An 18,279-nucleotide genomic window follows, 5' to 3' on the forward strand; every position below is an offset into this window, starting at 1 on the left:
TGGCGTAGTAGCTAAAATCCTATAAGTAGAAAGCTTACTTATTCAGAAAAGGTCACTTAGGTGGCCTTTTTTATTGGGAGCAATTATTTACAGTATGACCCTTGAATGGAAATCCCGTCAAAAACAAACCTTCAATACAAAGACACATTTGTAAAAATTATTGAAAATAGCGCCATGTTTAAAAATGTCGGTATTCCTTCGTTTGCGAATTACTTCGACTTTCTTTTGTCGCCCTTTGGCAACGCTAACAACCGCTGAGATTCAAGCGCATAGGGCTGCCACCCTATTTGACACAAACTATAGGCAAAGTGCTGCTATTTTCACCTAAGTTTCACCTCCTCAATATTATTATGCGCATCTCAGAGCAAAGAAGAACATGTTGTAAGCTTTAATGCTTATAGCAACTAAAACTAATTAAAGTTAGTCATTGGAGAAAAGGTATATGACATTTATAAAAACAATTACTGCACTAAGTGCCTGCTTTTTATTGAATGGCTGCTCGGTAGTGAACAGTATTCGAATGATGGCAGCGAATAATGATCTCGAGCCTATTTGGGCCAAGGGCGCATCCGAACAAAGTCTGGAGGCTGTGTACATTGGTGAAAAACCCTATATTTACCTTACTGCTAATAATGATAAAAAGTTACTTTTTCTTATTGATACCGGAGCCTCTTTCACCATGCTATTTGATACTCAAAAAGGGGCTCCATTGGCAAGTGAAAAGGGTTTTGACATGCAAATAGCGGGCTGGGGCGATGGCGAAGATACCTACGCCTATCAATCATCTTTGAAAAGCCTGCAGATTGGAAAAGTGAGCTTTAAAAACGTAAAAGTGGCTTACATACCTATATCTACTTCTCAGTATTACATGCGTCCTGATGAAGCTATTTTTGATGGAGTCTTAGGGCACGACATACTGCGTCATTTTTCGTGAACCTTCGACAAGGCCAATAACACTATAAGTCTTTCAGCTACGCCATACCTAGTGAAAGGAGGTGATACAAATCTACCTATGGATGTGACATTTGTTAATAAAATAAGTATCCCTATAAAAATACGTTTTAACGATACTTTTGAAACAGAACGGGATGTATTGATCGATACCGGTAGTCGTCATTACATGAAATTAAGCAGCTCATTTCCTACAGATAGCAATATTGATTTGCCATTAGCACAGGTGGAGGCGGCTGATTTCGGCATGAGCGGCATGACAAAACATAAACGTGTTACTTTACCCAGTGTATCCTTTGGGAACATTGATATTGAGAATGTAAAGACGAATCTTATTCCGAGTGATGATGAAGACGATTGGTGGGTAATAGGTAGTGCGTTAATGAACCAGTTTGTTACTGTTATTGACTACCGTAGTCAGCAATTTATTATCAGACCTTATAGCAATCTAAGTTTCCATTCTCGATACAACTTAGCGGGCTTGGACTTAAGAAAACTGCAAAATGGGGATTTGTTGGTTAAATATGTATTCCCCAATTTACCCGCCGAACGAGCTGGTATAAAAGGGGGTGATGTTATTACCTCAATTAACCAAGCCTTAGCCACTGCATTGAGTGAAGAAGATTGGATAGCCATGAATGCACAAGCAAATCAATTTGTAATGTGCACTAAGAGTCAAGAATGTGTCAATGTTACAACAACCGCCATAAAGGGTTACTCGTCAGACTAGCCAACTAAATTTACATCTCGCGTAGTGAAATTTTATCGGCCGCATCTCAGAAAATAAATAACAGACAAAATGGTATTTCGGTAAAACATAGCCTTTGACCTCGATTCATTGATAAACTAAAGATAGTTTAATCAAACAAGTCACAAAATGAAGCTACCTATTCTATTTTTGTTAAGTGTTATGTTGTTCACGGCGCAGCTCAAAGCCAACGACTTGTCTGCGGGCTGGGAGTTGTGGTATCCCTATCAATATCACAATAAAGATAGGCAACTTGTAGGTTTAGATATCGACTCTTTTAAGGCAGTCATGGCCGAAGCAAAATTAAGCTTTACCACTGCTGAAATACCTTGGAAGACACATCTGCACTTTCTTAAAACAGGTAAGATGGATGTGGCGATGGGGGCTTCTTGGTCAAAAGAGCGAGAGAAATATGCATATTTTTCGCTACCCTACCGAAAGGAAACGGTGAAACTGTTTGTTAAAAAAGGCAATGCCAAAAATATTCGCCTACAAAGCTTGTCTGATTTAGTCGGTAGTAAGTACATTGTCGGGGTGGAAAGTGGATATTACTATGGCGAAGACTACGATGAGTTAATCAAAACATCGGGTTTTCAAGCGAACATAAGTGAAGTAATTGATCTAGAGCAAAACGCTACGTTATTGATGAAAGGTCACCTTGATGGTTTTTTAGTTGACCCTAACACCATGCAATCCTTTGTCAAAAAATATCATATGGAAGATGAATTCGAACAACATTCGCTGGAAATTTATAGTGCTGATATTTTTATTATGCTGAGCAAAAAAACAATTAGTATTGATATTGTGGACAAGATTAATAAGGCTATTACTACCTTAACTAGCAATGGTGAGTTATCTAGGATTAGTAGTACTTGGAAGGCATCACACAAAAATTCTGAATAATTCAGAGCTTAACGTTATCTTTGATCTTTTTAATCTCGCAAAATTGTTTAGTACCCAGCCTCGCCATCCTTGGCAAGTCAATTGGAATATCTAGAGGTATCTAACCGGTATTCCTCATTCCTACCGCTATCCCAGCTATCGTCACCATCATGGCACGCTCCAGAGTTGCGTCGTGTTCTTGATCATCAAGCTGCCTAATCCTTTTCAGTAATTCAATTTGCAAGTAGTGCAAGGGTTGAAGGTAACTGGCACGGATGTTCATCGAAATTGACCCTTTAGGGTCACTTTCTAAGACTGTTTTTTGATCAAGTAATTTAAGCAGTAAGTCTATGCTTTGTTGTAACTCAACGCGCAACGCGTCGCCAAAATGTCGGAGCTCTTCAGGCACTAAACTATTATCGTATTCTTGGCTTATTTTAGGATCAGCTTTGCTGAAAACCATGTCTAACATGGATAAGCGAGAATAGAAAAAAGGCCAATTATCTAACATGTCTTGAATGGTGTTTTTTTTACCTTTGTCCAAAGACGTTTGTACTGCCTTCATTACACCTAACCAAGAAGGCAATACCATACGGGTTTGCGCCCAAGCAAATATCCATGGGATCGCACGTAAACTTTCAATGCCTCCAGTGGGTTTACGTTTCGCAGGACGACTGCCTAATGGTAATTTACCTAATTCTTGTTCTGGCGTGGCTACGCGGAAGTAAGGCACAAAGTTTTCGTCGTGTCTGACGATTTGACGGTAGTTGTCGCGACCATCTGCTGCCATCTTTATTATCGCTTCGCGCCATGCTTGTTTAGGCGCTGGAGGCGGTAAAATGAGCGCTTCTAATATGGCGCTGGCATACAGCGCTAAGCTGCGCTGTGCCAAAATAGGCATGCCAAACTTATAACGTATGGTTTCACCTTGTTCGGTGACTCTAAAACCGCCAGTTAACGACCCCGGTGGTTGCGACAGTATTGCTGCGTGAGCGGGTAATCCACCTCGGCCAATAGTACCGCCGCGCCCGTGGAATAAGGTAAGTTCAATTTCGTTTTCTTCGGCTAGTGCGACCAAGGCCTCTTGTGATTCATATTGCGCCCAACCAGCTGCCATTGCCCCTGCATCTTTGGCCGAGTCAGAATACCCAATCATCACGTATTGATGACCTTGGATATAACCACGATACCAATCGATGGAAAACAATTTTTTGGTCACGCTAGCTGCAGCGTTTAAGTCGTCTAATGTTTCAAACAAAGGTGCCACTGGCATAGGCCAAGTTACACCTAGTTCTTTAAGCAATAAATTCACGCTTAATACGTCAGAAGGCAGGCTAGCCATAGAGATAATATAAATACCAAATCCATCTTTACCGTTTTGAGCAATCACTTTACAGGTGTCTATTACTTCTTGAACATCTGCACTGGGTTGCCAAGCTGGCGGAAACAATGGGCGTTTTGAACCTAACTCTTTCAGTAAAAATGCTTGTTTGTCTTCTTCACTCCACTGGCCATAATCACCTAAACCTAAATAACGGGTCAGTTCAGAAAATACATCAGCATGCCTTTCTGAGTCTTGACGTACGTCTAGCTTAAGTAAATGCACGCCAAAACAGTGGATCCTGCGAATAGTATCTTGTAAGTGGCCATGGGCGATAACAGACATGCCACAGGCTTGCAACGAGTGATAACAGGCCATCAAAGGCACTAACAACTGCTCTTTGTCATCTACCCAATCTGTCATATCAACAGGTGTACCTTTGAGCTTTTCTACTATGCCTTCTTGAGTTTTAACTAATTTATCAAAAAGAGGTCTGAGCACAGCGCGATAAGGTTCAAGTACATCGCCTACTTGCTCTCTAAGCACTTTGTCGCAATCGCTCATAGATAATTCGGTTTGCAAAATATCGATATCTTTTGCAAAAAGTTTAGCGGCGCGTTTGCGTGCTAGAAGTAAAACTTGCTCGGTTACTTTTGACGTAACGAAAGGGTTACCGTCTCTATCACCACCCATCCAAGAGCCAAATTTCACAGGAGACATATCTAAAGGGATAGCCAAACCAAATTTATCGACAAAACGTTTATCTAATTCACGAATAAACTCGGGAACAGCTTCCCATAGTGAGTTTTCAATTACTGAGAATCCCCAGCGAGCCTCGTCAACAGGGGTAGGGCGTATAGTACGAATTTCTTCTGTGTGCCAAGCTTGGCTGATGAGTTCAGCAATGCGGGTTTCAATTTTGTCTCTATCGGATTCGTTGATATCCGATGCATGTTCTCTACTGAGGCACTTAGCAAGTTCGCTGTGTTTATGTATAAGTGTCCTGCGCGTCACTTCTGTTGGGTGAGCGGTCAATACAAGTTCAATATTTAAATTATCTAGCGCCTTTTCAAAGGTATCGGCTTGAATATTTTTTTTATCTAAATGACTAAATAACGTATCGAGTGGGTCATTTTGTTCGTTATTACTGTTAAATTCTTGTTCGGCTATATTGGCCAAATTTAAAAACTGCGAAAAGGCTCTACCCACAGTGAGTAATTCGTCATTTTTTAATTCAGAGAAAAGTTGTTTAACATGTTTTGTAGAATCTTCATCACCTTGGTGAGCTTTTCGCCCATCCTTTCTGATCGCTTCAATTCTTTCTAACCATTCTTCACCCAGTTGGCTACATATTGTGTCGCCCAATACAGCGCCGAGATTACGGACTGTTCCTGTCAATTGAGAATCTAATACTTGTGTCACAATTATCTCCAAAATGATTAAAAATCTGCAGGTACGATACTTATATGTATGCTATTTGTCTAAGTCATAGAGCTATTAATCATGCCTAAATGTGTTTTTTTCTTACGTTTATCTATATACTTGCGCGCTTTTAAAGCAACAGTGCCGAAATCTTTTTTAATTAAAAAAGAGGCGGGCGGTTAGGAGCCAAAGTGTCAGATAAATTTTCCAGCATAGAAAAACAAGCAAGTTACGGTATTGGTCTACAAATGGGTGAGCAATTGCGCGCTAATCCTTTTGAAGGTTTGGATGTTGAAGCAGTGCAAGCCGGTCTTGCAGACGCATTTAATAATCTTCCTGCTCAGGTTGATAACGATAAGTTGCGTGTTGCGTTCAATGAAATTCATGAACGTATGCAAGCGGCTAAATCAGCCGAATTTGCCGAAGTGATTGCTCAAGGCGAAGCGTATTTAGCTGAAAATGCTAAACGTGAAGAGATCACAGTGACAGAGAGTGGTCTTCAATATGAAGTCGTTACTCAAGGCGACGGTGAAATACCCACTTTAAACTCAACTGTAAGAACCCATTATCACGGTACTTTGTTAGACGGTAGCGTATTTGATAGTTCTTACGAACGCGGCCAGCCAGCTGAATTCCCAGTAAACGGTGTGATTAAAGGTTGGACTGAAGCGTTGCAGTTTATGAAAGTAGGTACTAAGTTGAAACTGCATGTTCCAGCCGAACTTGCCTATGGTGAGCAAGGTGCAGGCGGGGCTATCGGTCCTCATAGCACACTAGTATTTGATGTTGAATTGCTTGATATACTTGCCTAGTTGCAGTCAATTTAGTAAAAAGCCGGTTTTCCGGCTTTTTTTATGCCTTAAATTAACCTGTGAACCTTAAAAATTAACAATCTGTTAAAAGAAATACCTTGCGAATTCTGATAGAATCCGCGCCTAATTTTTGAACATCAGCATTAATGAGGAATTTAAATGTTTGATTTGATCACCAATAAAGACAGTAACGTCAAAAATGATGTGTTGTCTGGGATCACAGTTGCTTTGGCCCTTGTGCCGGAAGCTGTTGCCTTTGCCTTTGTTGCGGGTGTTGAACCTATGGTTGGTTTATATGCGGCCTTTATGATGGGTTTGATAACTTCAGCCTTAGGTGGCAGGCCAGGCATGATTTCTGGTGCCACTGGTGCTATGGCTGTTGTCATGGTCGCCCTTGTTGCTCAGCATGGCGTACAGTATTTATTTGCAGCGGTTATTTTGGCAGGTTTGTTACAACTGCTATTCGGCATTTTTAAGTTGGGTAAGTTTATCAGACTAGTACCTTATCCAGTGATGCTGGGCTTTGTAAATGGTCTTGCCATTGTGATTTTTCTTGCACAACTGGGCCAGTTTAAAGTTTTGGATGATTTAGGTAATTTAGGATGGATGCAAGGCGACATGCTTTATATGATGTTAGGTTTGGTCTTATTGACTATGGCTATTATCTTCTTTTTACCTAAACTCACCACCGCCGTACCAGCTTCATTAGTAGCAATTGTCGGGGTGACTGCACTCGTTCATGGTTTAGATTTAGAGGCCAGAACCGTTATTGATTTTGTCCGCGATATGTTGCCTGCGGATCAAAAAGAAAGCGCTACTTTGGCTGGCGAATTGCCCAGCTTTTCTATTCCGATGGTGCCTTTCAATTTTGAAACACTTTATATCATTTTACCTACGTCTATTATTCTAGCTTTAGTCGGTTTGATTGAATCTCTTTTAACCTTATCGTTAATTGATGAAATGACCGACACACGTGGACACGGTAACAGAGAATGTCTAGGTCAGGGATTTGCTAATACAGTTAACGGATTCTTCGGTGGCATGGGTGGTTGTGCCATGATTGGTCAAAGTATGATCAATATTAACTCTGGTGGTCGTGGTCGTTTGTCTGGTATTACTGCTGCGTTGGTATTACTTGGTTTTATCTTATTTGCCGCACCTTTACTCGAAATGATCCCTTTAGCTGCTTTGGTTGGGGTGATGTTTATTGTGGTGATTGGTACATTTGAATGGGCTTCATTCAGAATTATCCGTGGTATCAATAAAGAAGATGCTTTTGTACTGTTTTTGGTAACGGCTGTGACTGTTATTTCTGATTTAGCTGTAGCTGTTGTGGTTGGGGTTATCGTCTCGGCACTAGTGTTTGCATGGAAACATGCGGCCCATATTCACACACGTACTCACACAGATGATGATGGCTGGAAAGTCTATGAACTAGAAGGGCCGTTGTTTTTTGGTTCCGTTTTGCATTTTAAAGATTTGTTCGATCCACAAAATGATCCGCAAGATGTGGTGATCGATTTTAACGAATCTCGCGTATGGGACTCATCAGGTATCGATGCGATTGACGGTTTGGCTGACAAATATAAAGAACAGGGCAAAAAATTACATATTAGGCACATCAGTCCAGAATGCCGTCAGTTAATGACTAAAGCCCAAGAATATGTAGAAATGAATTTAAATGAAGATCCGCGATACCATATTGCGTCTGATAAACTAGACTGAAGACTGCTATAAACTTCTTGCCGCCCAGTCCCTACTGGGCGATAGTTTAGAAAGTTTTACATTAACTTTCTATTGAGTACTATATTAACCAGTAGAATGTTTGTTTTGTTATACTTTTGAAACTATTTCATGGAGGGAAATTGATGTACGACTGTAATATTGTAGTAATTGATGATGACAACATTACGCTTGAATTGGTGCAAATCATTCTTGAAGAGGTGACTTCGGGTCAAATTACTGTGTTTTCTGACAGCAAAAAAGCACTCGATTATGTACAAAGTGACAGTATGGACCAAATTTCTTTGGTGATCTGTGACTGGATAATGCCAGATGTGAGTGGTTTAGACATACTCGCAGCACTTCGAATATGCAAACCTAATTGCCCATTTTTGATGGTAACCGCGAATGCTACTAAAAAGTTAGTGGTTGATTCTATGCGAATGGGCGCAACAGACTTTATAGTGAAACCTATTCATTCAAATGATCTGCTCAATAAAGTCGAACGACTTATCCGCGATGCGGATGGTGAGTAACCTTGTTAAGCTTATTCCTTTAAACCTTTTCAATTGAAGTGATACATTTCATGCAGTTTGACAAAATTATCGATAGAACCCCCAGTTACGCTCTCAAATGGGAAAAATATAAAGGCCGCGATATCTTGCCAATGTGGATCGCGGATACCGATTTTAGATGCGCTGAGCCTATTTTAGATGCCCTCAAAGAGCGAACTGAGCACGGTTTGATGGGTTATACCTTGCCGGCAGATCATGTAACAGCAAATAAAGCGGTTGTTGATTGGTTGGCTCGTCAATATGACTGGCAAATTTCATCCGATTGGATCGTTTGGACACCTGGAGTAGTGCCTGCGTTTAACGTTGCTTGCAAAGCTGTTTGTCAACCTGGCGACAAAGTATTGATCCAAACGCCCAACTACCCACCACTTATCGCCGCTCCTAAACTAAATGACTTGATTAAGGTTGATATAGGTACTGTGGAAGTTAACGGTCGTTGGACAATCGACTTAGATGAACTTGAGAAACAAGCAGCTGATCCTGCATGTAAGTTGTTTATTGTATGTAATCCGATGAACCCTGTTGGCACAGTACTTACATCTGATGAACTGCAACGTATAGCTGATATTTGTTTAAGTCATAACGTTATGTTGTGCTCTGACGAAATTCATTGCGACATTATCTTGGATGAAACTGCAAAACATATTCCGGCGGGAAAATTGGTAGGCTTTAAAGGGCAGGCCATTACACTTATGGCTGCAAGTAAGACCTTCAATGTTGCAGGATTAGGCACGTCTTTCGCAATTATTGAAGACCCTAATGTAAGACGTAAATTCAATGCCGCAGCCAAGGGTATTGTGCCCTGGGTAACGGTTTTAGGTTTAACTGCCACCGAAGCCGCTTTTACTCAGTGTGATGATTGGCATCAGGAATTATTAACCTATTTACGTGGCAACAGAGATTATTTGGCGGCAGAAATAGCCAGTATAGATGGCTTAAAATTACTGACACCACAAGCAACATTTTTGGCGTGGATTGATGCCAGTGGTTTAGGGAGTGATAACCCTCAAAAATACTTTGAAGATAAGGGTATTGGCCCTTCACCTGGGATTGATTTTGGTGATAAGAATTTTGTACGTATTAACTTTGGCTGCCCTCGTTCGCAACTAGAACAAGCGATTAAATTGTTAAAGGCCTAGTGTCGTTATATCAGATTAAAAAAGGGCTTAACTGTGAAGTTAGGCCCTTTTTTATGAAGTATCCCATCTAGAAATACGTTAACTAAAAGTTGTACTTAGCCCCAACTACGAAAGAACGGGCTGGCAAAGGAGCAACATTTTTTATAAAAGAGCTATGAACCTTGGCTAACTTATTGGTTAAGTTATTACCTTTCACGTAAATGGTAAAATCATTATCGCCCAAAGGAACATAATAATTAAACGACGCAGAAACTAAGGTATATCCATCGGTTTGGGTTTCATAGTCAGCAATGTTGTCTTGTTTTGAATAGTGGATTGCGCCTAATTCTGCGTGCCAATTATCTTGTTCCCAGTGTAATTCTGCACCAAATCTCATTGGCGGAATTCTAGGCAAATTGGTGTTGCTATCTTCACTATGGGCTAGCCTTGCGCGGGTAAAGTCAGTAAATGCGCTAACTCGTAAATTCTCATTTAAATGCCAATCAACATCAACTTCAAAACCATAAAGCACCGCGTCTTGTTGAGCGAATAAATACACAGGTGTGCCTTCTTCCTCTCCCTCCTCATGACCTTCTTCTTCATGGTCGTGGAATTCTAAGCCGGTGTTTTGTTGGAACAAATAGTTATCGATTTGATTGTAAAATACACTGAAGTTCGCTTGCAGGTTATTAGCTTGGATCCTATAAGTAAAATCTAAATTATTAGAGATTTCTTTATCCACTGATTGATTAGACTGCACCACAGTAAACTCAATATCGAGTGGATCACTGTCATCAATCATTAAATCAAAACCTGCTCCAACTTCATAGGTAGACGTACTAATATGGAGTCCATTTGAAAAAATTTCAGATGAAGAGGGTGCCCGTTCAGAGAATGCATAATTTAATGCAAGCGACTGGTTTTCGTTCACGTTATAAACAAATCCTGCTGATGCACTAGCTGCTGTATACGTTAAGTCTTTAAAATCTGCATCGACTTCGCTATCGATAAAAAATTCGTTGTCTGGTTTATGAGATACATGCTCAACTCTAGCGCCAAGCTGCCATAAAAAATCGCCAATTGATTTTTCTTCTAATACAAATAAAGCTGTATTGGTTGAATCGGTAGATGGCGTAAAGGCTTCTTCACCATCAGCTGAAAATTCAGAATTTGTATAATGTAATCCTACGACGCCTTCCCAACCTAATGCAGCTTTATGTTTAGCCCAAAGTCTTGATTCAAGAGAGTCATTGGCGAAAGTGGTGCCTACTTCGCCTTCTTCTATTTCACTATGTTGATAATCGGTATAAGCACTGTGCCAATGGACTTCGGTGAATAAACCTGAGAGGTTCTTCCAATCAACCATTGATTGAACACGATCTTGCTTCATGAGTGCAAATACTTCTTCTGTTTCTTCGTGCTCCTCTTCATTATGCTCTTCTTCATCGTGGTCTTCCTCCTCCTCTTCATGCTCGTCATGAGAATGACCAGGAACACCATATTCCGTTTCTAATCGGCCATAAGATAAAGCAACTGACACATCGTCACCAATCCAACCTGCTCCAAAAGTAAAACCTTGGGAATCTATATCTGAATTATCAATGGTGTCTACTATGTCACCATCTTCAAGGGCAAACTCAGGCACATCATAATCATCAGTTTTACGTTTAAACGCATCAAGATGCCATGCTACTTCCCCAGAACCGCCATTAAGATCAGTAGATAGGGAACGTTCGTTTGAAACTGAATCGTAAAGTGCACTGACTCGGCCAGATGTTTCATCTTGGCGGGTTTTAGGTAAGCGATTATCAACTACGTTTACCACACCACCAATTGCCCCACTTCCGTATAACAATGTTGATGGTCCACGTAACACTTCGATTTGAGTCGCAGTGCTAGTTTCATTGGTTGTTACGTGATCAGGGCCCACGCGAGATGCATCAGAACTATCTAATCCATTTTGTATGACCTTGACTCTTGGGCCATCTAAGCCTCGAATAATAGGGCTGCTAGAAACAGGACCAAAATAAGTACTGTTTACTCCTGGTACTGATTTTAGTGTTTCTCCTAATGTAGCGCTTTGGTTCTTTTCTAGTTCCTCACCACTCAAAATAGAAACCGGAGTAGCGGACTGCAAAATTGAACGCCCTAACGGCGAAGCTGTGATAATGAGTTTTTCAATATCATTTTCATCTTTTTGAGTAGGTTTCTCTTGTGATAAAGCAGGTCGAGTGGCAATAACTGCCAATATTAATAAGGTTATTTTTGATAAATTAAAAGGCATAAGACACTAGAAATTAAATGATAAGGTGATGTTATATTATAACATTGTTGAATTTGTGCAATCACTTTTTGAATAAATTGTCTCAACTGGTTAATCTAGGGGACGTAATAAAAATAAATATGCCTTAAGCTAACAAGGCAAAAAGGCAGTGTTAGGCAATGCACAAATTTGAATCAAACACTCACGCTTCATTAAACTCATTATGTGAGTCAGATGAGCTGTCAGGTGTGTTACATCCTTATGCTTTTATTCAAGGTGTTGTTTTTGCTGTGGCAGCAGCCCCTGAAATCCCGATGCCTGAAAAATGGTTACCCTGGGTTATCAAAACCAGTAATCAACTCACTAGTACTGAACAAGCAGATAATCTCACCGATATTTTGATGAAGATGTTGCAAGAACAGTTAAAAAGCATGAGTGAAGAAAAAATACATTTACCGTTAGGTATTACATTTAGTCAGGAAGAGCACAATCAAAGCTCAGTTGCAATGTGGTGCCAAGGTATGTTGTTTGGACATAGTCAACTTGAGCCAGTTTGGCAAAATGCTTGGGGTAAAATGCAAGTGAGTGAATTGACTCAGATGCAACAACTTCAAAAAGACTTAAGTCATTGTTTGTATATGTTCACTACCTTTGCGGATATTCCTCTGGCAGTTAAACAGGCCGAAAACAGAGGTAACGACCAATTACTGAATATATTGCCAAAAATCTTTTTATCTTTCCCACAAACCTTAAAAACCTATGTTGGATTGTCTGGCAGATTGGTCGACTTCTTACCTAATCAATTTGAGACGTTTGAACAAAAATAGAGTGACGAGTTAGTTTGGTCACCTTTTATTTCTTGGCTTTTGTCTTCAATTCAAAATCAAACTCTTGGGCGGAAATAACCAATCCTTCTTCATCTTCGCTAGGGAAAACAGCGATGGCGACATCGTCATCTTCTAAACCTTGAGTCCAGCGGCTATGCCATGTTTTCAAATCAATCGCTTTGGGCTCACATTCAGACCAATCTCCTGTAGCCCAAGCCTTAGCAAAGGCTTCACTTGGCCATACAGGTGTACAATCTTCATCTTCAGTATTGAGCATTACGCAGCCGTCTTGGTCTGTGAGGATCCATACTTGTTTGTTTGAGATACATTCTTTGAGTAGATAAGAGAGGCGTTGTTCTGGTGTGAATTGAGCTGTATTGATTGGGGTGGTGTTCCCTTGAGTATCTGACATAAATGATCCAAAAATAGTAAAGTTGTGTTGTAGGTTAGGAGGATAATAAAAAGTTTACAATGAATCTTTTTTCAATTTTGCAACTTGTTAACCCGACGATTGAGTATATGATAAAATCACATTTTTTATCATCAAAGGTTTAGCATTTATGGCGTCGGAAGAATTCAGCGAAGCACAATTATCTGAATGGGTTAGAGAGCAATATCAAAGAGCTAACAAACATCTAGCGGAACAAGGTGTACTTTTCGAGAGCGTCGCGACAGAAGAATGCCGATACTTAGCCCCCGTTGTTGCTGTATGGAAAATAAAATCCACAGAAGGTAAGTATTATTGGGTGATTAGTGGTGATGTGCCTGCAGACGCCATTCCTTATACCGCTGCAAAGAATGCACAAGAAAGCCTAAGAGCATTTTCAATGCGCTGGCAGTTACAAGCAGAAAATATATTGCAAAGTGATACTAAGGATCAGTTACGTAAGGATTATGCAAAGGTGTTAGTCAACAAAGCTGAGATGGTGTATGACCTGTTTTCAAACGAAAAAAATTGGCAATAATTGAGTCGCAAGTCCCTTGATTGTAAAAAACGTCAAGGGACGCTTGGATTGAATCAATTCTCAACCATAAACGGGATATTTGCATTTCCCACTTTGTTTTTTCCGTCGTGAGCATAGTTAAATAATCGATACTCTCCTACCTTATCAGGCGCATTAAATGTCATTTCAACAAAATCTGCTTGCACGTTAGAGTTAAGAGTTTTTAATGTCAATGCCGCTGGTTTTGCCTCAAAGTGACCCCCTTGGCTGCGAGTTTCCACTTCCTGCATCAATACCCAATCGTGAGTTAATGGGTCACCATCCGGATCCGATACTTGAACCTTGACCGTAGCTAGTTGTCCTGGTTTTAAACGAATGTTTTCAACCGCTTGAGTATTATTAATGCTGATGACTTTAGACAGTGGCGCACGGTTGGCCGGGTATTGTCCTGTCCACAAACGAGTTAGTTCGTCTATGCGCGCCGTTTGTTCACCTGATTCGTTAAACATGCCATACCAAGTCGGTGTTCGTTCTTGTTTTTGTCCCCAGAAAAAGGCAAATGAACCGATTATTTTACCTGTTTTATCGTCAAGAATGACGTCTTGCATGCGTTTGGCCATGCCAGCAGCTTTGACTGCACTTGGTTCTTCTATTTCTCTTTGCCATTCTGTGGTGGGTAATTCCCAATGTCCCATCGGACCAAACTCGGTCACCATATAAGGTTTGTCTACGTTACTTTTGGCAATGCTATCGGGTAATGCCACTAAATCACCGTAGTTCTGCACAGATAAAATATCGATATTGGGTGCATATTTTAGAACATTCGCGATATCTTTCGGATTGGCACCTGCAAGGCTAAAGGTGACAGGATGGTTAGGATCAATTTGATGGATAGTATCAATGATGTCGCCCATAGCGGCATACACCTTGGGGTTAACTTCTTTCAACTTTCCTTCTTCATCAAATAATAAATTAGGTTCATTGTTTATCACCCACATCAGTACATTAGGATGATTTTTATATTTTTCGATGTCTGCGATGACACGTTTAAACTGTTTTGCCACGGCTTCTTCATCATTGTAATCAAAGCCTAATAATTCTTTACCTGTTTTGATACCTACAGCAATCATCAACCCTTGTTTTTCAGCTATGGCTAGCTCTTGTTCGATATTCGTTAATTCCCAGGTTCTAAAGGTATTACCACCTGCTTCTTTTAAAGCAATGACTCTTTCATCGTTTTTGTAACCTAAACCCACCCCCCTAACATCATAAGGTTGGCCATTAACGCTAAGAGAATATTGATTATCCTTTTTGAGTACTTTTACTACTGACGGGGTTTGAGCCGAATCGTTACATGCAACTAGTAAGCTGCTAAGGGCCAGAAATAATATTGAGGAAAACAAACGAGAGGTCATAACAAAAGTAGATTTCATATTGTGTCCATAAATGACTAAATTACAAAGCAAAATAAATTGTAAGGCATATTTTGACCATTCAGTAAAAAAAAAAGGCACAATGCGGCGATGCGGTTCATTGTTAGGATTAAGCGGATGCAAAAAGTCAATTTTTGGAATGGTAACAAATCGTCAGCAAGGCAGAGTTATGAAACAGCGCTGCTCCAAGCATGCTTAAATCAGACTGAACAAGAATGTGGGGCAGTGGACGTCCAAGTTGATAATACTGATTATCCTAACGCCGATGACGAAGCTAATATTTTTACTCGAGACGCAGATATTTTGGTTACCGTTGCCGGAAATGTAAAATTTAACGACAAGCAAAAATTAGTCATACCTCAAGCACTGACTAAAGGGTTATTGGGTTACCGCTTGTTATTGGTTAGAGATGAATCTTTAGCATCGTTTGCCCAGCTTAAAAAAATCCAACAACTGCAATCTTTGTCTATTGGCATTCCACAAACGTGGGCTGATGCTAATCTATTTAGACATAATCAATTCAAGGTGATTGAGCGAGGGTCCTTGGACGATTTATTTCTGTTACTGAAAAATGGTACCTTTGATTATGTTGCTTTAGGTGTGAATGAAATCGAAGATGTTTTTACTCATCGAGTTGCGTCAATCGGCGGTATTAGTATTGAGCCATCCCTGATGCTTTATTACCCTTTCCCCTTAGTTTTTTATGTCACTCCTAATAAACCTAATTTGGCTAATCGGCTAGAAAAAGGGCTAAATGAGATAATGGCAAATGGTCAATTCGAAGCACTTTTTACTCATCATCATGGTGATGTGGCTCAGCGCCTAAATTTGCGAAATAGAGAAATATTTACCTTAAGCAACCCAGTATTGCCGACTAACATGAGTCATTTTTCTGGTGCGTTATTGGATTAGTTATATTTGCCGATTAGCATAATAAAATTAACCGCCATTAGGCAGCAATACAACAGAGATTACGCCCAGCTCCTTTTGCTTGGTACATGGCTTTGTCGGCTCTACCTAACCATTCAAACCCTGTTTCATCAGGCTTGTATTCGGCAATAACCAGTGAAATCGTAATACGTAGATTCTGTTCAAAACTGTGTTTTTCTATGGATCTACGTAGTTGTTCTGCCAATTTTGCGGTGTTTTCTTGGTTTCGTATATGTGAAATTATGACAAATTCTTCGCCACCAAAACGATATAGATGGTCTTCCGGTGTCAATATTTGGATTACCACCTCTACAAAATCTCGTAAAATAGTATCGCCGATACTTTGCCCATATTGGTCATTTACTTTTTTAAACTCATCCAAATCAATTAAGATAATTGATGGGTTTTGTGGGTTGTTTTGTCCTGTGGTTTCTAGTAACTTTTCTTCCATCGCCCGTCTATTTCCGGCTCCTGTTAGGGGCTCTTTAATAGAAAGTTCTTTGAGCAGTGTTTGTTGACGTATCATTCGATCAGCGAACGCGTAGCTAAATAGCAGAGTAATGAGGGTTGAAAAAACGTATTGGACAATCGAAATGTAACTGAGTTGCTCCCACAAAAACACACCAAGTAGGCCAATCATTGTTGTAGTAATGATAAGAGATTGATTGGGTTTAAGTAGGAAAAATATGCAGATGATACCCGGGTATAACCAGACAATTTGTTGTGCGCCTTTCAAAGCAATAGTGCTGAGTACGATACCAATACACAGCATAGCCAAAACCCAGCGTGCCAAAAGAATTTTGCTTGTGCTATACACATAAAAAAATAGCGATGCGGTTGATAAAACAACAAATAAATCAAGTAATGCAATTGACCAGTCAGCGTAAAATGCTCTGATAAAAAAGAATGGTGCAATGCACAAGGCTGACGTGCCGCTAATGGACAATATGATGTATTCTTCGGTGGTTCTCTCTCTCTTCATAATTAGTACCCTTGCGCATAAAGAATTGCTCTCTTAGACAATCCCAGCTTAAATAAGCTTACTCTGCACTGCATGAATTTGAAAGTGGCCCATTATTGATACATTTTCGGGCGTTGGTTAAAGGCTTCTAAGTCCAAAATGACCATCAATAACCTTGCTTAAAATCCAAAACGTGTTGAAGAGCGGAACCAGCCATATATCTAAGATAGTTATCACTAAATAGTGGGAATATATCTTCTGGCAATGATTCAGCTGCCGTGTGCTGGGTAACGTAGGTATTGTTTAACTGCCAATATGGGTGCTCTTCAGGTAATGGCTCTTTTTCAAATACATCTAATACCGCCGCTTGAAGTCTATCGTTTTGTAGCGCATTGATTAAAGCGCTATCGACTACTGTTGAGCCTCGCCCCGCGTTGATCAACACACATTGTTTAGGTAGATAAGATAAAAATGTGCTGTCGATTAGTCCGGTAGTTGGGTTACTTTGAGGTAATAGACATACCAAATAATCCAATCCTGTGGCAAAGCCTTGTTCGTCGTTATAGGTGTAATATTGATCAATATATTCGCAGTCACGGCTGGTTCGGGTATAGCCACGTGTTTTCATTGAAAACTGTTTAGCCATTTTAGCCACGGCTTTACCAATATTCCCCACGCCCATTATGCCTAGAGTTTTACCGGCTAATGATTGATAAGTGGGTGCTGCCCAAGTTTTATTTTTCTGTGCTTGATTGAATCCAGTCAGATTGCGGGAAAAATACAGAAGATAAGCAAATACGTATTCTTGCATGGCTTGCTGAAATACATTTTTCACTCCAGTCAGTTGATAGTTGGTTTTATCCAGCGCAAACAGCGCAGCGTTTCCGGCCCAAGTTGATTGTAGCCATTTTAACTCAGTACATTGGCTAACAACTTGCGAAGTCAAATCGGGATCGCCAAATAAAATGTGTACTTGCGAGTAATCAAAGTCCTCAGTCACTTTATTATCAACCAAAATAAGCTTTAGATCTGGTAAATGCGCGTCCTCGAGAAGTCTGTTGTAGAGCGCTGAATCACGACTCAAAATGGCTAGGTTATGCATGGATTAGATCTGTCCTTTGTAAAGATTAAATTACTAATTCATTAAATTGTGAAATTATATTTGTTAATTTATTGTTATGTGTGAATTAAATTCGGTTTATTCTGGTGTATGTCATATTTATCTTACCCAGAGACGCCAAATGAGTGAAACAAATAACACCACTACCAATATAGTTAATAACGCAAAAATTTTATCGCCTAAAAGAAACACCACACAAGCCAATACAATTGAAGAGTTAACAAACGAACAATTGGCGCATTTTGGTATC

The 18,279-nt window shown here is 40.0% G+C and carries 16 protein-coding genes; 10 read left to right on the forward strand and 6 right to left on the reverse strand.

Annotation, left to right across the window (positions count from 1 at the left end):
* The first annotated feature begins 442 nt into the window (after positions 1-442).
* The 3 genes from QZ488_RS17300 to QZ488_RS17310 all read left to right on the forward strand — a co-directional run bounded on the left by QZ488_RS17300 (position 443) and on the right by QZ488_RS17310 (position 2,602).
* On the forward strand, positions 443-934 hold the full coding sequence (locus QZ488_RS17300; protein ID WP_293751133.1) for a retropepsin-like aspartic protease: 492 nt from the start codon (positions 443-445) through the stop codon (positions 932-934).
* 78 nt (positions 935-1,012) lie between these two features.
* Positions 1,013-1,681 carry a PDZ domain-containing protein gene (locus QZ488_RS17305; protein ID WP_293751135.1) on the forward strand — a complete coding sequence of 223 codons (669 nt, stop codon included), beginning with the start codon at positions 1,013-1,015 and terminating at the stop codon, positions 1,679-1,681.
* A gap of 147 nt (positions 1,682-1,828) precedes the next feature.
* Positions 1,829-2,602, forward strand: coding sequence for a transporter substrate-binding domain-containing protein (locus QZ488_RS17310; protein ID WP_293751137.1), 774 nt, complete (start codon positions 1,829-1,831; stop codon positions 2,600-2,602).
* A gap of 100 nt (positions 2,603-2,702) precedes the next feature.
* Here QZ488_RS17310 and ppc read toward each other — a convergent pair whose 3' ends face one another.
* Entirely contained in the window at positions 2,703-5,324 is a 2,622-nt protein-coding gene (gene ppc, locus QZ488_RS17315) for a phosphoenolpyruvate carboxylase (protein ID WP_293751139.1), read from the reverse strand.
* Positions 5,325-5,515: 191 nt separating this feature from the next.
* Between ppc and QZ488_RS17320 the strand changes: the two genes are divergently transcribed.
* From QZ488_RS17320 to QZ488_RS17335, 4 genes are all read left to right on the forward strand, one after another.
* A complete protein-coding gene (locus tag QZ488_RS17320) occupies positions 5,516-6,136 on the forward strand; it encodes an FKBP-type peptidyl-prolyl cis-trans isomerase (RefSeq protein ID WP_293751140.1) in 621 nt (206 codons plus the stop codon).
* A 159-nt stretch (positions 6,137-6,295) separates the two neighbouring features.
* Positions 6,296-7,861, forward strand: coding sequence for a SulP family inorganic anion transporter (locus QZ488_RS17325; RefSeq protein WP_293751141.1), 1,566 nt, complete (start codon positions 6,296-6,298; stop codon positions 7,859-7,861).
* Positions 7,862-8,004: 143 nt separating this feature from the next.
* A complete protein-coding gene (locus tag QZ488_RS17330; protein WP_293751142.1) occupies positions 8,005-8,394 on the forward strand; it encodes a response regulator in 390 nt (129 codons plus the stop codon).
* Positions 8,395-8,444: 50 nt separating this feature from the next.
* Complete coding sequence (locus tag QZ488_RS17335) at positions 8,445-9,572, forward strand: PatB family C-S lyase (RefSeq protein ID WP_293751144.1); 1,128 nt, start codon at positions 8,445-8,447, stop codon at positions 9,570-9,572.
* A gap of 82 nt (positions 9,573-9,654) precedes the next feature.
* Here QZ488_RS17335 and QZ488_RS17340 read toward each other — a convergent pair whose 3' ends face one another.
* Complete coding sequence (locus QZ488_RS17340) at positions 9,655-11,835, reverse strand: TonB-dependent receptor (protein WP_293751146.1); 2,181 nt, start codon at positions 11,833-11,835, stop codon at positions 9,655-9,657.
* Positions 11,836-11,993: 158 nt separating this feature from the next.
* Here QZ488_RS17340 and QZ488_RS17345 point away from each other — a divergent pair, with 158 nt between their 5' ends.
* Positions 11,994-12,641, forward strand: coding sequence for a UPF0149 family protein (locus tag QZ488_RS17345; RefSeq protein ID WP_293751148.1), 648 nt, complete (start codon positions 11,994-11,996; stop codon positions 12,639-12,641).
* 25 nt (positions 12,642-12,666) lie between these two features.
* Here QZ488_RS17345 and QZ488_RS17350 read toward each other — a convergent pair whose 3' ends face one another.
* Positions 12,667-13,053 (reverse strand): DUF2750 domain-containing protein, encoded by a 387-nt coding sequence (locus QZ488_RS17350; RefSeq protein ID WP_293751150.1) that lies wholly within the window; start codon positions 13,051-13,053, stop codon positions 12,667-12,669.
* Between the two features lie 148 nt (positions 13,054-13,201).
* Between QZ488_RS17350 and QZ488_RS17355 the strand changes: the two genes are divergently transcribed.
* Positions 13,202-13,606, forward strand: coding sequence for a DUF4826 family protein (locus QZ488_RS17355; protein WP_293751152.1), 405 nt, complete (start codon positions 13,202-13,204; stop codon positions 13,604-13,606).
* 53 nt (positions 13,607-13,659) lie between these two features.
* On the opposite strand, the gene QZ488_RS17360 is transcribed toward QZ488_RS17355, so the two are convergent.
* Positions 13,660-15,018, reverse strand: coding sequence for a glycoside hydrolase family 2 TIM barrel-domain containing protein (locus tag QZ488_RS17360; protein ID WP_293751154.1), 1,359 nt, complete (start codon positions 15,016-15,018; stop codon positions 13,660-13,662).
* A 117-nt stretch (positions 15,019-15,135) separates the two neighbouring features.
* Here QZ488_RS17360 and QZ488_RS17365 point away from each other — a divergent pair, with 117 nt between their 5' ends.
* Positions 15,136-15,930 carry a hypothetical protein gene (locus tag QZ488_RS17365; protein ID WP_293751156.1) on the forward strand — a complete coding sequence of 265 codons (795 nt, stop codon included), beginning with the start codon at positions 15,136-15,138 and terminating at the stop codon, positions 15,928-15,930.
* Positions 15,931-15,967: 37 nt separating this feature from the next.
* Here QZ488_RS17365 and QZ488_RS17370 read toward each other — a convergent pair whose 3' ends face one another.
* Together QZ488_RS17370 and QZ488_RS17375 are read right to left on the reverse strand one after the other, a co-directional pair.
* Positions 15,968-16,930, reverse strand: coding sequence for a GGDEF domain-containing protein (locus tag QZ488_RS17370; RefSeq protein ID WP_293751158.1), 963 nt, complete (start codon positions 16,928-16,930; stop codon positions 15,968-15,970).
* Positions 16,931-17,075: 145 nt separating this feature from the next.
* Entirely contained in the window at positions 17,076-18,011 is a 936-nt protein-coding gene (locus QZ488_RS17375) for a D-2-hydroxyacid dehydrogenase (protein ID WP_293751160.1), read from the reverse strand.
* Positions 18,012-18,279 lie beyond the last annotated feature (268 nt).

This window comes from uncultured Paraglaciecola sp. (genome assembly GCF_913020055.1).
Lineage (GTDB): Bacteria > Pseudomonadota > Gammaproteobacteria > Enterobacterales > Alteromonadaceae > Paraglaciecola.

Bases quoted from the DNA above. Each gene is read 5' to 3' on its own strand.
- QZ488_RS17310 (WP_293751137.1), top strand. From the start codon at position 1,829: ATGAAGCTACCTATTCTATTTTTGTTAAGTGTTATGTTGTTCACGGCG.
- QZ488_RS17325 (WP_293751141.1), top strand. From the start codon at position 6,296: ATGTTTGATTTGATCACCAATAAAGACAGTAACGTCAAAAATGATGTG.
- QZ488_RS17345 (WP_293751148.1), top strand. From the start codon at position 11,994: ATGCACAAATTTGAATCAAACACTCACGCTTCATTAAACTCATTATGT.
- QZ488_RS17360 (WP_293751154.1), bottom strand. From the start codon at position 15,018: ATGAAATCTACTTTTGTTATGACCTCTCGTTTGTTTTCCTCAATATTA.
- QZ488_RS17305 (WP_293751135.1), top strand. From the start codon at position 1,013: ATGGATGTGACATTTGTTAATAAAATAAGTATCCCTATAAAAATACGT.
- QZ488_RS17330 (WP_293751142.1), top strand. From the start codon at position 8,005: ATGTACGACTGTAATATTGTAGTAATTGATGATGACAACATTACGCTT.
- QZ488_RS17335 (WP_293751144.1), top strand. From the start codon at position 8,445: ATGCAGTTTGACAAAATTATCGATAGAACCCCCAGTTACGCTCTCAAA.
- QZ488_RS17365 (WP_293751156.1), top strand. From the start codon at position 15,136: ATGCAAAAAGTCAATTTTTGGAATGGTAACAAATCGTCAGCAAGGCAG.
- QZ488_RS17350 (WP_293751150.1), bottom strand. From the start codon at position 13,053: ATGTCAGATACTCAAGGGAACACCACCCCAATCAATACAGCTCAATTC.
- QZ488_RS17300 (WP_293751133.1), top strand. From the start codon at position 443: ATGACATTTATAAAAACAATTACTGCACTAAGTGCCTGCTTTTTATTG.
- QZ488_RS17340 (WP_293751146.1), bottom strand. From the start codon at position 11,835: ATGCCTTTTAATTTATCAAAAATAACCTTATTAATATTGGCAGTTATT.
- QZ488_RS17375 (WP_293751160.1), bottom strand. From the start codon at position 18,011: ATGCATAACCTAGCCATTTTGAGTCGTGATTCAGCGCTCTACAACAGA.
- QZ488_RS17355 (WP_293751152.1), top strand. From the start codon at position 13,202: ATGGCGTCGGAAGAATTCAGCGAAGCACAATTATCTGAATGGGTTAGA.
- QZ488_RS17370 (WP_293751158.1), bottom strand. From the start codon at position 16,930: ATGAAGAGAGAGAGAACCACCGAAGAATACATCATATTGTCCATTAGC.